This window comes from Pigmentibacter ruber (assembly GCF_009792895.1).
Classification (GTDB): domain Bacteria; phylum Bdellovibrionota_B; class Oligoflexia; order Silvanigrellales; family Silvanigrellaceae; genus Silvanigrella; species Silvanigrella rubra.
Window position 1 is genome coordinate 573,835 of sequence record NZ_WSSC01000003.1, and the last position, 13,539, is coordinate 587,373.

Below are 13,539 nucleotides of genomic sequence, written 5' to 3' on the forward strand. Positions count from 1 at the left end.
TCTTAAAGCTCCGATGGCAAAACCTTAGCAAGGTCCGAGTCTATTGCATCTCGTATGTTTTTTAAGTCAGGTTGTGGTTTTGATTTGACCCCATTCACAATGACGGCAAAAGCAACCCAATCCCCGTTTTTAAGTCGACTATAGCCTCCAAGAGCTGATACATGCACAGGTTCTGTTAGAGTCCCTGTTTTTCCTCTTAATCTTCCTTGTAAATGCTTTTCTGTTGGAGAGGTAAATCTTCTTTTTAGCGAACCTTCATCACCAACAATTGGTAAAGCATTTATATACGCTGGAAAAGCTCTACCACTAAAATACATATGATCCAATAAAGAAATAATATCTCTTGCAGAAAGACGATTATTGGGAGTTAAACCACTTCCGCTTTCGATTATTAGTGTTGAATTTTGATTTTGATTTGAATCCCAAGTTGAGTTTTTTAATACATTTTTCATATATTTTTCTAATAAACTACCAGCTTCTTTTAAATCCCCTTTATTTTTTGGATTTGACTCTGATAATAAATTTAATGCTAATGTATCACCAATAAAGTTATTACTTACTTCGAAAAGACCTTTCATTTGCCACTCAATAGGATAACCTTCAACTGAGGCTAAAGGAATTAAATTCCCTTTTAATTCTTTTGAATCTATTTGAATTTCACCAGATGTTTCAATTCCTGCTGCGGTTAAAAAGCCATTTAATACTTCTCCAGTATATCTATCAGCATCGGAAATTGAACGGTAAATTCTTTGTGCTGTGGAATTTTTTGGAATAGTTCCTGAGACAGAAAATATATCTTTTCCATTTTTACTTTGACGGGAAACTGAAATTTGTGGCGCTGAGTTTTCATTTGTTGTTGTTACATTTCCAATTACAGAAATGCTATTTAATGGATAAGGTTCCAATGATATTTTTGCTTGTCCTCCTATTTTTTCATTTGGAGTGACTACTATTGCTAAGACGCTAAAATTTACTGCTGCTGAAGATAGAGGCGCGTCATAGGCATTATGACTTTTATTTTTACCTCCCAATCTATTTTCATCTTCTAAAACATTTCCAAACATAGAATTATTTACAACAATTTTTCCTGTAATTTTTTTAATGCCATAACGGGAAACATCAGTAGTTAAAAACCAGAGTTTCTCATTTGTTAAAGATGCATCTCCTGCGCCGTAGAATATAATATCTCCTTCAAGTGTTCCCTTATTTATTTTTCCTCTGCCATATAATTTTGTTGTAAAAGTTTTAGTCGTGCCCCATTTATCAAGAGCTTGTGCACCCAAAACTAACTTTGTCACTGAAGCTGGACAAAGTCTCATATCAGAATTTAATTCTGCAATTTTTTCTCCATTGCTTAATTTTACTACTAATGCACTAACAGTTGCATTTCCATTTTGTTGTAATTGACTTAATTTTGGAAATTTTGAACTTTGAGCAAAAGTAATGGTTGGTAAATAGAAAGAAATTATTAAAATAAAAGAAGGCATTTTGTTTAAATTTATAAAAAATAGCTGCATTTTTTGTTTCCTATATAAATGAAAAGCTCTTTAAGAATATCTTAAAGAGCTTTTCATAAACTGCAATCACAAGTATACAAATGAGATTTAATTTAGTGTTTTGCTAGATAATTGCTTACACCATCTTGAGTCGCTTTCATAGCATCTTTGCCTTTATTCCAATTCGCAGGGCAAACTTCTCCATGTTTTTCAAAGTGCTGAAGAGCATCAACCATTCTTAATGCTTCATCAACATTTCTTCCAAGAGGTAGATCATTTACAATTTGGTGACGTACAAGACCATTTTTGTCTATTAAAAATAATCCTCTAAATGCAACTCCCCCGTCGCTTAAAACATCATAATCTCTTGCAATAGTGCGATGAATATCAGAAATTAATGTATACTTAACTCCTTCAATTCCACCTTTATTTTTTGGAGTATTTAACCAAGCATAGTGAGAAAACTTACTATCTATACTACACCCAATAACTTCTACATCTCTTTTTGAAAATTCTTCTAATTTTTCTTGAAAAGCATGTAATTCAGTTGGACAAACAAAAGTAAAATCTAAAGGATAGAAAAATAATACTACGTATTTCTTTCCTTTAAAGTCAGAAAGAGAAACTTCTTTAAAATCATTGTTAACAACTGCTTCAGCCTTAAAGTTTGGTGCCTGACGTCCAACTAATACGCTCATATGGAAACCCCTTTTCTAATAAATTAAGTACAGAGAACATACGGGAAGTTAGTCTCAGTGATAAACACTATATCCTTAAAGTTGGATGTCAAGGAAGCAACTGTTCCATTTTTCAATAACATTTTAATAGGTAAGGTGTTTATGCTTAAAAAAAAAACAATAATAATTAGCGTTTTATTGATTTAGATCAAATATTTTTAACATGATGTGTTCTGCTATGCGAAACTGTTATATATAAATTTAGTGAGGTATGAGACAAAAGAATATCCATTTAACAGTAGATGGATTTAGAGTAAGCTTAAGCTAATATGAGGTAAATTTTGATTTTTTCATTCTTTAAAAAAACTCAACACCAAACAAGTAATCATGAAGTTCCAGATATTACCAAAGAAAAAGTTTTACCTAATTGGTTAAAAAAATTACCAAATCGCTTAACGTTTTTAAGAATTCTCTGTATCCCGGTGGTAGTCTATTTAATGTCCCTAGGGGAAGTTGCTCCAGAATCTGGACATTTTGGCTTAATTCAACCAATTAAATTAAGTAGTACTGACATTGCAGCTGCTTTCGTTTTTGCTCTAGCAGCTCTAACTGATTTTTTTGATGGCTGGATAGCTAGGAAATTTAATGTAGAAACAGTGCTTGGAAAACTATTAGATCCTTTGGCAGATAAATTACTAGTTGTTTCTGCAATGGTTATTTTAGTTGAAAAGCATAGAATGGATGGATTAATTGCTGTTATCATTATTGTAAGAGATCTTGGTATAAATGCTATAAGATTAGCTGCAGTTGATGATGGTATCCAAATTTCTTCAAATATTATTGGCAAAACTAAAACTACTTTCCAAGACATAGGAATTATTGGTCTTACTGTCTGTGGTACTGTATGGATTATTCCTTTTCATTATATTGGCCAACTTTTTATTATCCTCGCTTTAGCTGCCAGTTTAATTAGTGGTGGGCAATATTTATTTGATTATGCAAGAAAATTAAAGAAAAGTTAGACAGGAACTGGATCTATTTCTTCTTTTGGTTTTTCCGCAATTTTTAGCATTCTTAATCTTCTTGTTACTTTTTCAAGTAAATTCATCAATACTTCAATTTGCATTGGTGTGGCATGTTCTAAAGAACATCCAATAATTTTTCCATTAATTGAAATCCTTCTTACTTTTCCTGATACAGGTAAAAAATCTCCATATTGTGGGTGAAATAAATTAAAATCTTGTAATGGAACTTTTATTTTAACTTGTTCATTAGTTTTAAAAAAATGTTCATTTTTTATTGAGATACTAAATCCTACTAAACTAATATCATTCAATATAACATCTTCATAGGTGTCTGAATTTAATCTATAAACTTTAATTGGAATATCTAATGAAAATCTTTTAGCCCTTCTTCCTATTGTTGCAGATGCTCTTTTTATTTTTCTACTGATTTCAATAAAGTCAATTGGTTCTTTAAAATAGTCATCAAATTCTTCATATAATGAAAGTTTTTCTCGGTATTTTTTAACTAATTCTTCTTCGTTTTTAGCAACAAAAAATAACGGACATTTTTTTCTTTTTTTACATTCAACTCCAAAATCAATTGAAATATTGTCATCATTAAATAATGAGTAATCAATAAAAATAATTTCTATATTCTTTACTAATAAAGCTTTTAAAGCTTCATTAGGATCTTCAAAACGAACTAAAATATGTTCATTTAATGCATTTTGAATAGCTTTTTCAATAGTTCTTATTCTAGTTTCATCTTCTCGTGTTAATTTAAATAAGTAAAGAACATAACGTTTTTTCTTTTTGGGAGCAATATCAAATATAGATTTACCTTCGGCGTCAAATACTTCCATAGGAAAAGCTCCTGATTTTTTAGTTACTATACCAAATAATCAGAAGCTTAAAAATATAGATAATAGAAGGAAATCTTTGCCAATCAGGAAGTTTTTACTTACCTGATGCCATTTCCATTATTTTTGTTAAGCGTTTAGCAAAAGTTCCAGGGTTTTTTACAGGACTGCCTTCAGATAATAATGCAGTTTCATAAAGAACTTCTACCCATTCGTTTAATGTAGTTTCGTCAGCGCCTTTATTTTTCCTATCAGCTAAATTTTTGATTAAATTATGGCTTGGATTTATTTCTAGAATACGTTTATTATTATTAGCCATACCTTGACCAGTTGCTTTCATAATTCTTTCCATATGAGCACTCATACCGTTTTCATCAGCAACTAAACAACAAGCACTTTCACGAAGACGTTTAGAAATTTTTACTTCTTTAATTTCATCTGATAATTTTGTTCTAAATAAATCAAGTAAACCAACTAATTCTTCAACTGGTTTTTCTTCATTTTTCTTTTCTTCTTCAGTTTCTTTACCAACGCCATTGAGATCTAAATCGCCTTTATTGATAGATTTTAGATTATATTCACCATGTTTATTGTAACTCATGATGAACCACTCATCGATTGGATCGATCAAGAATAATACTTCAATACCTTTTGAGGTAAGTGCTTCCAAGTGAGGGCTGCGTTCAATTGACTCAAAATTAGGGCCTGTTAAATAATAAATTTCTTTTTGCCCATCAGCTTTTCTTTCGATATATTCTTTGAAAGAAACCCAACCATCTTTTCCAGTTTTTGATGATTTAAAGCGAACTAAGTCGCTTAGAGTTTCATGTTGTTCAAAGTCAAAATGGAAGCCTTCTTTTAGGACAGCTCCAAAAGTTTTGTAAAAATTAAAGTACTTTTCACTATCATTATTTGCTAAATTTTGCAGAGAAGATAGTACTTTTTTAATAATTTGTTTTTTAATTTGCGGAAGCTTGTTGTTGTGTTGTAAGATTTCTCTGGAAACATTTAATGGTAATTCATCTGTTTCAACAACACCTGAAATAAATCTTAAATATTCAGGTAACAATTCTTTGCATTTTTCTGTAATAGAAACTCTTTTCACATATAAATGCAAGCCATGATTATCTCTCGTATATAGATCGAAAGGTGCTTCTGTAGGAATAAATACTACAGCATTAAAAGGAACTAATCCTTCTACACTAATATGTTCCCATAGTAATGGTTCTTTCCAATCCATTGAGATTTGTTTATATAATTCTTGGTAATCTTCTGGTTTGTTTTCTCTTTTATTACGAGCCCACACTGGTGTGGATTTGTTTAAGCGAACTTCTTCAGTAGCTCCATCTTCTTTCTTTTCTAAAAAGAATATTGGATAAGTAACATAATCACTATACTTTCTAACAATTCCACGAATTCTCCAGTCATCAATGAATTCTTTTTCATCATCTTTTAAGTGAAGTTCTATTGTTGTTCCTCTAGTTTCTTTAGAACTAGGCTCAATGGTGTAAGTTCCATCACCCGCAGAAGTCCATTTGTAAGCTTCTCCTCCATGTGCAGACCGGCTTTCTACAACTATTTTTTTTGCCACCATGAAAGCAGAGTAAAAGCCAACACCAAACTGACCTATTAAATTTGAATCTTTTTTATCTTGCTCAGATAGTTTTTCTAAAAACTTTTTAGTCCCAGAACTCGCAATAGTTCCTAAATTATTCATGAGCTCATCTTTGGTCATGCCAATACCATTATCTTCAATAATAAGTATGTTATTATCCTTGTCGTTGCGGATTAAAATAGAATTTTCTTTTTCTGATTTGAGAAGGTTATGATTTGTGATTTCTTCAAAACGTAGTTTATCAACAGCATCACTTGAATTGGAAATCAGTTCTCTTAGGAAAATTTCTTTATTGGAGTAAAGGGAGTGAACCATAAGGTTCATAAGTTGTTGAACTTCGGTTTGAAACGAATGGACTTCAGCTGTCATTTTGATTTCCTTGTAACTAGTTAATTTAAAAGAAAAATAAGTAAAGTAGTAAACTCGCTTATAATGAAGCTAAGCAGAAGATGAAAGTAGTCAATACCTTTTAAAAAAAGGAATTTGTGGGACTTAGGGATTTAAAGCAGCCATGAATCACCCCATTCAGCTTTTCTAGCCTGTTTGTACTTTTCACCGTCTTTTTTTGAGTAAGTTTTAGATATAAAACCATTATTTGTACAAAGATTTAATTTTAAATGACCACTATGAATTTCGGGGTGTCGTGTAATTCTAGTGTTAAAAGGTCTTTCTAAATTGTTTTTGCTAATGATTAAATATGAGTATTTCTCATCTTCAAAGCCTTTTTCTCCCATTTTTAGGATTTTATGAATTGAAGTTCTTTGTAATCGAGTTGAAAAATGGCACCAATCTTTTTTTTCCAATGCTGGACAATTTAAAGTGTGTGAACATGGAGCATATATCTGAGCTTTATTTTTTATGAAAAAATTCCTTGCGAAGGTAATAGACTCAAATCCTAAAGGGGTTCCTGGTTCAATTAATACAAAAAATTGATTTGTTTTTTCCCAAAATTTTGTAAGAAAATGCTCTTTATCCTGTACTTTAATTTCATTAAAGGAATATGAGGCAAGAACAACATCAGCAATTTTGATATTGCCTAAAGAGTTTAAGACGTTATTTTGAAGCCAATCGGCATTCCTCATTTTAAGCTGATTCAGCGCAAGTTTTTTACCAATTTCAATCATGCCTTGGTTTAGTTCAATAAGCTGAATTCTTTCTATATCTGAGAAAGCCTCACAGCTTGCCCAAGCGGCTGTACCTGGTCCACAGCCTACATCCAGAATGCTTTTTACGTTATCTGCAAAAGGAAGAATCTCTAGTAAAACTCTTTTAACTGCTGCGTAAGTTGCTGGCATTCTTGCTAAAACATAGGCTATTCGCTCTAAATCACTATTTAAAGAAAATGCAATTTGCTCCCTATTATTTCTATAATAGGTGGATAATTTTGTGTATGCTTCTTGTAGTAAAGTTTGCTGATAATTTTTTGATATTTCATTAAGAGATTCTTGCAAAAGATTTGGTAAGAGCATTTTTAAACCTGGTAAAAGTTACAAAATCAGAACAGATTTACTTTTTCACTTCTGTTTCAATTTTGTCAATAAACTCAGTGGCTGTATCTTTTGCGGTGCTCTCAGTGGATTTAGCACTCAATCGAATTTTTTCCAAAAACCAATGGACAGGCTTTGTATCAACCACATAATAGTGGAGAAATGTAAAAAGTTTTTTTTCTGTTTTTATTGGTATAGAAAAGATAAATAACCAAACGAAGCCATAAATTAAAAATATCAGCGTTTTTTTTAAAAAAATCTGTAGCATCTTGACTTCCTTTATTTAACATTACTAGTTTACCATAATAGAAGTATAAGTAGAATTTCACTTCTTTTTTTCACTCCACAATAGGATTACAACTTTATGTCTGAAATTTCTAGTAATTCCATTCAGCCTATTTTAAATCTCCAAGATAATTGTAGTGATTTTTATAAAAAAATTAATGAAAAATATTCTGCACATATGAACTGCAAGCAGGGGTGTGCAAGTTGTTGTTTTGTGAATTTAAGTATTTTTCAAGCAGAAGCGTACAGAATTTTGGTATGGATATTCTCTCTTGAATCAGATAAAAAGCAAGAATTATTAGAAGTTTTAAAGCAACCTATGCAAGCTAAAGAAAAAAATTTTCAAAATAAATTAACAAGTCCATGCGTGTTTTTAAGAAATAACTCATGTTCAATTTACGAAGCTAGGCCTACAATCTGCAGAACTCAAGGCTTACCTTTACAATACAAGCAAGCTGATAAAGAGAACAATATTCAAATAACTGTAGATCATTGTCCGTTGAACTTTCTCGATCAAGATAGTTTTCCAAATAAAAACGATTGGTTAGACTTGGATAGATTAAATACTTTACAAAGTATTGCAGAGAACTTTTTCGTAAAAAATTTTCCCAAAAATAAAAGCAAAATTCAACTCCAAGTCGATAATAATCAAAGAGTTTCTCTTGTGAGCTTACAAAAGGAGATTTTGAAAATCTTGGAAAACGAGGTTTAAAAATAAAAAAGCCCATTCAAGAGAATGGGCTTTTTCAATGAACTTATCAGTAATATTAATTACTTACCGCTTGTTCTAGCTGCACGACGACGTCTGAGCAATTTTCTTTTCTTACGACCAACTTTACGACGACCTTTTGGATGCTTACGACGATGACGTGATCCGTGCATACCAACCTCCTGAAAATATTAAAAAAAGTTAAAAAATTTGAGTTCTAAAATCTGGCAACTCTCCATAATGAAGCATTGCTGGAACGATGGCAATATCACTCGCAATAACAATTTGCAAGAAAAATTTCCTCTTATAAAAGCTTTTGAAATTTAGTAAGGAGATTATAGCATGTAATTCCAAATTCATCAGTTCTTGGGATCTTTTGAATTATTGTGTTAGTTATACTCATGAAGTTATGTTGTAAGTTTTTTTGAATTTGAGAAAAAAAGAATGAAAGATAAAATGCGTATAAATCTTAAATTTAGATTTAACTCTGGGTCTTTGTTAGCGTATTTTATATTTTCAGCAATCATTTTTATCGTTTTATATTTGGTTATCTGGACTCTTTCTGTCAGAGCCGAAAGAATAGCGAATCTAAGGCACGATGTTAAATTAATTATGGGTGGGATAACAGGCAGTATTCTTGGCACTGCTGAGTTAGATTCGCAGGGTTTGCAAGATCAGTCCCAATCTTTGATGCAAGAATATCTTAATTTTACTTTTGACTCGAAAAAGACCCAAACCCAAGAAAGGGCTGCAAAGGTATCTGTTTATTTTTTGAATCCAGAAAGACAGCTAATAGGAGAATGGGTATCTCCTGAAGAAATCCCGCAAGAATGTCTTGATACTCGTACAGAATACTTCCAACCACATCGATCGCCTTATCCCTATTTGGTGGAATTAACTATAAACACTTGTAGTAAAAACTCATTAGATTTGTTTGAATATCATATAATATCTCTTCCAATAATGGTTTCTATGGCGGTCATTTTGTTTTGGGGTATCTGTATTTATGCAATGCTACATTCTATCCAATATGCTGGGAAGTTATTAGAGCAAACAGAAGATGTGGATGAATTATTAGAAAAGACTGATAAAATTAATTGGTTAAATGTTCGTATTTTAGCACAAAAAGCTATACAAGTAAGAGGTAAAAATTTACAGTTTTACCAAACATTAATCCTTGATGCTCAACATGATGTAGCAAAAATATTAGATTCCATTAGCACAAAATACCAAGACAAGGATTTAAATTACAATGTTTCTTCTATAAGAGGTATTTTGCAAAGATTAGCCATTGAAGTAAGGTCATCTAATGAGGTATATCAAGATTATACTACTCCGAAAGATCTTATTTTTGATGAAATAATGCAATATATAAGTACTTATTTTTCCAATTGTGAAGTTACAAATAATCTACCAAAAAATATTGAAGTTCCAGTATCAGATATTTCTTTATTTGAAAGAATTATTGTTAATTTATCTTCAAATTCAATAAAACATTCAATTACTCCTTCAAAAGTAAAACTCTATTATGCTAATGAGTATTTTTCATTACGAGTGTATTCTAAAGTTTCTTTTCTATCTGCTTTTAATATCCACTTAGCTAAATTAACAAATAGAATTGATTTAAAAAATATAGATTCACCAGTGTTATTTAAATTTTTTGGCCGAGATGGAAGAGGCCTTTCAATAATTAAAAGAGGTATTTTTAAATTTAAAGGTAAAATGATTTTTACTATTGAAAATAATGTAGTTGAAACAGGCTTTGACATTCCAGCACATTTTTATGTTAATAAGAAAATTGATGAAATTCCTTCATATTTATTAAACAGAAAGAAAGTTATTTATTTCAAAAATGGAGAGTTAATTCAATTTGCTAAAGAGCATGGCCTTGAAAATTTTATTATTACTGAAAATGATCTTGAATCATTAGTTAAAAATAAGATTAGTGAAGAAAAGATTGAAATTGTTTCTGATGAAGAGTTAAATTTACCACAATCTTTTATTTTAAGAATAATTACAAAAAAAGAAAGAATTAAAGGTCTTGCTTTAAATTGGATTGGAGATTCTAAGTAATGGTTTCTAAAGTTTTTCCAATATCTCGCTGGTTAGTAGTTGACGATACACCAGAAGATGCAGATGACATAGTTTTAGCAATTGAAGGACTGGGCGGTAAAGCTGACACGGCTGATAGTATTAAAGCAGCTGAGAAATTGCTGCGTAAAAATATTTACGATGTTTGTGTAGTTGATTGTTTTTATAAAGGAACAAATAAGTGGGGAATTGACCTCTTACCAGATCTGCGTTCAACATTACCTGGTCTTCCAGTAATAATGATTTCAAATTCAGATGATTTAGATTTACCTGCAAGAGTTATCAGAGCTGGTGCGGATATGTTTTGTCCTAAATTAAAAGACTCTTTTTCTTTAACCAAAACAATTGGTGCAGCTGCTTTACAAGCTACAATTATTCGCAAATTAAAAATAATGGAATTTGATTCTAGATTTTCAAAAGAAATATATTTGCAAAAACAAACATCTGATGCTTTTGAGCATTCAATGCGGAGAAAAGAGGAAAGGCTGCTTATATGTGGTGCTCCTGGGACTGGAAAAACAATCGCCTGCCAATTATTTGCACATCAATATTTAAAACAAAACTACGGTAGTCTCTCTCGAAATATTGTTTATCACGATTGCGCTTCAAAATCAGATGATGTGAATTCTACAATGCTTTTTGGTGATGCAAAAATGATTGGAAACACATTACAATTGAGTTTATTTGAAAGAGCGGTAGGTGGGGTGCTTGTATTAGATAATTTGCATGCCTTGTCAGAAGAAAATCAAAATAAATTAAAAAGTATTTTTGATTCTGAATTCGTTCCTTCAGTGTTAGGTGATGGTAATTTATCAATTAGTCTGATTAAATTTGTAGGAACCTATTGCACTGATTATCAAAAGAAAATTGTTCCAGGTTTTTTGGAAGCCTATGCACATAGAGAAATAGATCTCCCCTCCATTTCTGATTTAAATCAAGAATTAACAAAAGTGATTCAATTTATTTTTGAAAATCTTTCACAATCAAGCGAAGATCTTAAAATTTCTGCGAGTGCTGAAGTAATTGGGAAAATTCTAGACTTAGCAGCAAATCATTCATTTCCAGCTAATTTTAGAACTCTTCACCAAATCATAGAAAATGCTTTATCTAGAGCACTAGCTGATCAACGCAGTCAAATTTATCCTTCTGACATCGAAATAATAGGAAGTATGCGCGCATCACCCCAAGAAACAACTACAAATCCTTCTGGCGCAGTGAAAAGTTACGGAGATGTTTTAGAAGGAAGATTTGGTGAGGCTTTACTCAAATTTATTGCTGCTGGTGAAAATTTTGATGAAGCAAAAGATGTTTTACGAAAAATAATGATAAATGTTGCTTCAAAAAAATATGGTGGTAATAAATCTAAAATCGCTTCAGCATTAGGCATTTCTCGCCAAAGTCTTTATGACCACGAAGAATCAGAATAATGATATAAACTTTGTGCTGAAAGATGAAAAAATAATTAATTTAGGTACTATCATGAGGTTATGTAAATAAAATCATGAAGGATACTTTAAAATGAGAAAATTAATTCCACAGTTATCTTCTCCAAGTGCTATGATTCAAGTTGGTTGGGCTAAATTAAAAAATATTCCTGGAGGAAACATTATTTTTTCTTCATTGGTATCAAAATATATTCCTTACACAGGATCAATCTCTCCCTTAGTTTTAAGTATCGAAAGCGGACAAGCGAGAGTTCTGTTAAAAGATAAGCGGGCTGTTCGCAATCATTTAAATTGTATTCATGCAATAGCCTTAGCTAATGTGGGAGAATTTTCGACAGGTCTTTGTCTTATTTCTCAATTACCTGAAACAGCAATGGCTATTTTAACAAAAATAGAAATAGAATATTTAAAGAAAGCCCGTGGCGATTTAGTTTCAGAAGCAATATATCAATATCAAGCAAATCAACAAGAAAATGAAGATCATAAAATAACTGCAAATATATTAAATACAAATAATGAAATCGTAACTAAAGTCCATGCTACGTGGCGAGTTAGAAGAAAATAAAAAAGTTATTTTTAGAAGATAAATAATACATTAAAAATAATTAATACTTTAAAGAGATGCTTAATATGAATTATGAAACGCAATTTACAAAACAAGTTGGTATCCAATACCCTATTATTTGTGGAGCTATGTATCCTTGTAGCAATCCAGAATTAATTGCTGCGGTCTCCGAAGCTGGTGGTATTGGCATTGTGCAGCCATTATCTCTAGTATTTGTGCATAAGCACGAATTTCGTGAGGGATTAAAACTAATTAAAAAATTAACAAACAAACCATTTGGTATGAATATTATTACTGAAAAATCTTCAAAAATATATGAAAATAGAATGAGAAAATATTTAGAAATAGCTCTTGAAGAAGGAGTTCGATTCTTTGTTACCTCTCTTGGCAATCCAAAATGGGTTGTTGAGCAAAGTAAATCTGTAAATGGTATTGTGTACCATGATGTAACTAATAAAAAATGGGCTGAAAAAGCATTGCATTCAGGTGTGCACGGACTCATCTGTGTGAATAACAGGGCTGGTGGGCATGCTGGTGAATTATCAGCAGAGCAAATTATAAAAGATTTAAAAGAATTCGGTGTCCCTATAATATGTGCAGGAGGTGTAGGGGATAAAATAAGTTTCAATGAAGCGCTGCAATTAGGTTATGCTGGAGTACAAATGGGAACACGTTTTATTGCAACCACTGAATGCAAAGCGCATGAAGATTACAAACAGGCTATAGTTAAAGCGTCATCTAAGGACATAGTGCTAACTGATAAAATTTCAGGTGTCCCAGTTTCGGTTATCAAAACTGAATATATTGAGAGAATTGGGACAAAGGCGAATCCACTAGCTAGATATTTTCTGAGGCATCATAAATTCAAACACTGGATGCGAATGTACTATACGATACAAGCAGCGTGGAAACTTAAACGAGCTTCTTTAGAAGGGGCTGGATATAAAGACTATTGGCAGGCAGGGAAAAGTGTTGATGGTTGTAATGCAATACTTAGCTCTAAGGAAGTGATTCAAAATATGGTTTCAGTTTGAGATTAACCTACTGTGATAATTCATAAATAAAAACAAGTAGAATCATATTATAAATGCCTAAAAATTAAGCTAAAAAAATTAAAAAAAAATTAAATTTTCTATCAAAAATATTTGACAAGAAAAGAAATGTATAGCAAGTTAATTTTCTCGCTGCAGTAGCGTACTCGAAAGGGTTGCTAAGTAGTGAAAGTTATTTGACAAGAGAAGAGAGCAGAAACAGAGTGCGGGAGCGTTGTGTTTCGTATCGAAAGAGACGAAGTACAAGGTTCCT

At 31.5% G+C, this 13,539-nt stretch carries 12 protein-coding genes; 6 read left to right on the forward strand and 6 right to left on the reverse strand.

Translation table 11 applies throughout. The features are described 5' to 3' along the window. Positions 1-2: 2 nt before the first annotated feature. Entirely contained in the window at positions 3-1,517 is a 1,515-nt protein-coding gene (dacB, locus tag GOY08_RS11505) for a D-alanyl-D-alanine carboxypeptidase/D-alanyl-D-alanine endopeptidase (protein WP_158999050.1), read from the reverse strand. 92 nt (positions 1,518-1,609) lie between these two features. Continuing rightward, the gene (locus GOY08_RS11510) at positions 1,610-2,194 is read right to left on the reverse strand and encodes a peroxiredoxin (protein WP_158999051.1); all 585 of its coding nucleotides are present in this window, start codon (positions 2,192-2,194) and stop codon (positions 1,610-1,612) included. 320 nt (positions 2,195-2,514) lie between these two features. Here GOY08_RS11510 and pgsA point away from each other — a divergent pair, with 320 nt between their 5' ends. Next, a complete protein-coding gene (gene pgsA / locus GOY08_RS11515) occupies positions 2,515-3,195 on the forward strand; it encodes a CDP-diacylglycerol--glycerol-3-phosphate 3-phosphatidyltransferase (RefSeq protein WP_158999052.1) in 681 nt (226 codons plus the stop codon). On the opposite strand, the gene GOY08_RS11520 is transcribed toward pgsA, so the two are convergent. From GOY08_RS11520 to GOY08_RS11535, 4 genes are all read right to left on the reverse strand, one after another. After that, on the reverse strand, positions 3,192-4,040 hold the full coding sequence (locus GOY08_RS11520) for a PilZ domain-containing protein (RefSeq protein WP_158999053.1): 849 nt from the start codon (positions 4,038-4,040) through the stop codon (positions 3,192-3,194). The genes pgsA and GOY08_RS11520 overlap by 4 nt on opposite strands. 94 nt (positions 4,041-4,134) lie before the next feature. Next, the gene (htpG, locus tag GOY08_RS11525) at positions 4,135-6,021 is read right to left on the reverse strand and encodes a molecular chaperone HtpG (protein WP_158999054.1); all 1,887 of its coding nucleotides are present in this window, start codon (positions 6,019-6,021) and stop codon (positions 4,135-4,137) included. Positions 6,022-6,152: 131 nt separating this feature from the next. Continuing rightward, entirely contained in the window at positions 6,153-7,121 is a 969-nt protein-coding gene (locus GOY08_RS11530; RefSeq protein WP_158999055.1) for a small ribosomal subunit Rsm22 family protein, read from the reverse strand. A 37-nt stretch (positions 7,122-7,158) separates the two neighbouring features. Beyond that, positions 7,159-7,407, reverse strand: coding sequence for a hypothetical protein (locus GOY08_RS11535; RefSeq protein ID WP_158999056.1), 249 nt, complete (start codon positions 7,405-7,407; stop codon positions 7,159-7,161). Positions 7,408-7,503: 96 nt separating this feature from the next. Here GOY08_RS11535 and GOY08_RS11540 point away from each other — a divergent pair, with 96 nt between their 5' ends. The 5 genes from GOY08_RS11540 (at position 7,504) to GOY08_RS11560 (ending at position 13,268) form a co-directional block, all read left to right on the forward strand. Then, the gene (locus GOY08_RS11540; protein ID WP_158999057.1) at positions 7,504-8,136 is read left to right on the forward strand and encodes a YkgJ family cysteine cluster protein; all 633 of its coding nucleotides are present in this window, start codon (positions 7,504-7,506) and stop codon (positions 8,134-8,136) included. Positions 8,137-8,577: 441 nt separating this feature from the next. Next, a complete protein-coding gene (locus GOY08_RS11545; RefSeq protein WP_158999058.1) occupies positions 8,578-10,206 on the forward strand; it encodes a hypothetical protein in 1,629 nt (542 codons plus the stop codon). Beyond that, complete coding sequence (locus GOY08_RS11550; protein ID WP_158999059.1) at positions 10,206-11,651, forward strand: response regulator; 1,446 nt, start codon at positions 10,206-10,208, stop codon at positions 11,649-11,651. The genes GOY08_RS11545 and GOY08_RS11550 overlap by 1 nt, the downstream gene beginning before the upstream one ends. A 91-nt stretch (positions 11,652-11,742) precedes the next feature. Next, on the forward strand, positions 11,743-12,234 hold the full coding sequence (locus tag GOY08_RS11555) for a DUF4442 domain-containing protein (protein WP_158999060.1): 492 nt from the start codon (positions 11,743-11,745) through the stop codon (positions 12,232-12,234). Positions 12,235-12,299: 65 nt separating this feature from the next. Then, on the forward strand, positions 12,300-13,268 hold the full coding sequence (locus GOY08_RS11560) for an NAD(P)H-dependent flavin oxidoreductase (protein ID WP_202914057.1): 969 nt from the start codon (positions 12,300-12,302) through the stop codon (positions 13,266-13,268). The last annotated feature ends 271 nt before the right edge of the window (positions 13,269-13,539 follow it).

Excerpts from the sequence above, each read along its gene's own strand:
- GOY08_RS11520 (WP_158999053.1), bottom strand. The coding sequence starts at position 4,040 with ATGGAAGTATTTGACGCCGAAGGTAAATCTATATTTGATATTGCTCCC.
- GOY08_RS11560 (WP_202914057.1), top strand. The coding sequence starts at position 12,300 with ATGAATTATGAAACGCAATTTACAAAACAAGTTGGTATCCAATACCCT.
- dacB (WP_158999050.1), bottom strand. The coding sequence starts at position 1,517 with ATGCAGCTATTTTTTATAAATTTAAACAAAATGCCTTCTTTTATTTTA.
- GOY08_RS11555 (WP_158999060.1), top strand. The coding sequence starts at position 11,743 with ATGAGAAAATTAATTCCACAGTTATCTTCTCCAAGTGCTATGATTCAA.
- GOY08_RS11510 (WP_158999051.1), bottom strand. The coding sequence starts at position 2,194 with ATGAGCGTATTAGTTGGACGTCAGGCACCAAACTTTAAGGCTGAAGCA.
- GOY08_RS11535 (WP_158999056.1), bottom strand. The coding sequence starts at position 7,407 with ATGCTACAGATTTTTTTAAAAAAAACGCTGATATTTTTAATTTATGGC.
- GOY08_RS11545 (WP_158999058.1), top strand. The coding sequence starts at position 8,578 with ATGAAAGATAAAATGCGTATAAATCTTAAATTTAGATTTAACTCTGGG.
- GOY08_RS11550 (WP_158999059.1), top strand. The coding sequence starts at position 10,206 with ATGGTTTCTAAAGTTTTTCCAATATCTCGCTGGTTAGTAGTTGACGAT.
- GOY08_RS11540 (WP_158999057.1), top strand. The coding sequence starts at position 7,504 with ATGTCTGAAATTTCTAGTAATTCCATTCAGCCTATTTTAAATCTCCAA.
- htpG (WP_158999054.1), bottom strand. The coding sequence starts at position 6,021 with ATGACAGCTGAAGTCCATTCGTTTCAAACCGAAGTTCAACAACTTATG.
- GOY08_RS11530 (WP_158999055.1), bottom strand. The coding sequence starts at position 7,121 with ATGCTCTTACCAAATCTTTTGCAAGAATCTCTTAATGAAATATCAAAA.